Genomic DNA, 1,151 nt, shown 5'->3' with positions numbered 1-1,151 from the left:
CGGACTGGGCTCATAATGCCCGTTATCAGGATGGCGAGGCAAAGAAGATTGTCCGTTACGCCTTTCATCCACGTTCGGGCGGGGAGATTTTCGTCACAGGCCGTCAGCGTTATTGCGGTGAGCCGGCCTATGTCGGGCGACAACCGGATGGCAGCCTGGCGCTGATTCCGATCTGGATGACGGAAGAGATCGCCCTGACGATGGCGGTTCGCGAGGCGCCCCGTTTTCCCCTTTCATGCCTGCGCGACCTGCGCCGCGAGGTCGATGCATGTCTACGTTTTCTGCAGAGCGACTCACGCCAGCCAGGAGACGACCATGCAGCGCAGGCAATGCCGAACCGACCAGCCAGACCTGTTTTCCAAGAAGGCTCCGCCATCGAGTCTTCCAGGCGAAGTCCGGGAACGCACCCTCCCGCTGATCGAGACCTTGCTGAGGGAAGCGGTGGTGAGCCAGACGGGACGGGAGGCAGATCATGAAGATCACCGCTGAACATCTCGCGCGCGGTGCCTATGTCTATGTCCGGCAGTCGACGGCCGATCAACTCGTCAACAATCCCGAGAGCCGGCGACGCCAATATGGCCTTGCCGAGCGAGCGCGGTCCCTTGGCTGGAAAGACGCCATCGTCATCGATGAAGATCTCGGTCGTTCAGGGTCTGGCATCAGCCGTCCGGGCTTTGAGAAGCTTCTGGCGGCGATCTGCGAAGGTCGGGTTGGTGCGGTCCTCGCCATTGAAGCCTCCCGGCTGGCCCGCAATGGCCGGGACTGGCATACGCTCATCGAGTTTTGCGGCCTTGTCGGAACGCTCATCATCGATGAGGACGGCATCTACGAACCGCGTCATCCCAACGACAGGCTGCTGCTCGGCATGAAGGGCACGATGAGCGAACTGGAGCTTTCGATCCTGCGGGCCCGCTCGATCGAAGCCCTGAAGCAGAAGGCACGACGGGGCGAACTTTTCCTGACGGTGGCGATCGGTTACGTCAAGTCGGGCCGGAACCGGGTCGAGAAAGACCCGGACCTGCGGATCCGCGAGGCGATCGATCTTGTATTCCGGCGTTTCGACGAACTGCAGAGCATCCGGCAGGTGCATCTGTGGTTGCGCCGCGAGGGCATTATGCTCCCTGCCGTAAATTACACGCGCGCGGCGGACA

Annotated in this window: 2 protein-coding genes; both read left to right on the top strand. The window is 61.7% G+C overall.

Annotated features, from left to right (window positions below; genetic code table 11):
• Window positions 1–476, top strand: a 476-nt coding sequence (locus NKJ32_RS35385) for a hypothetical protein (RefSeq protein ID WP_352781285.1), incomplete at its 5' end; no start/stop codon positions are given.
• Window positions 473–1,151, top strand: a 679-nt coding sequence (locus tag NKJ32_RS35380; RefSeq protein ID WP_352830580.1) for a recombinase family protein, incomplete at its 3' end; no start/stop codon positions are given. The genes NKJ32_RS35385 and NKJ32_RS35380, both read left to right, overlap by 4 nt.

The organism is Mesorhizobium sp. M0159 (assembly GCF_040322295.1).
In the GTDB taxonomy this organism is placed as follows: Bacteria; Pseudomonadota; Alphaproteobacteria; order Rhizobiales; family Rhizobiaceae; genus Mesorhizobium.
This window is presented reverse-complemented; position numbering and strand designations above follow the sequence as displayed.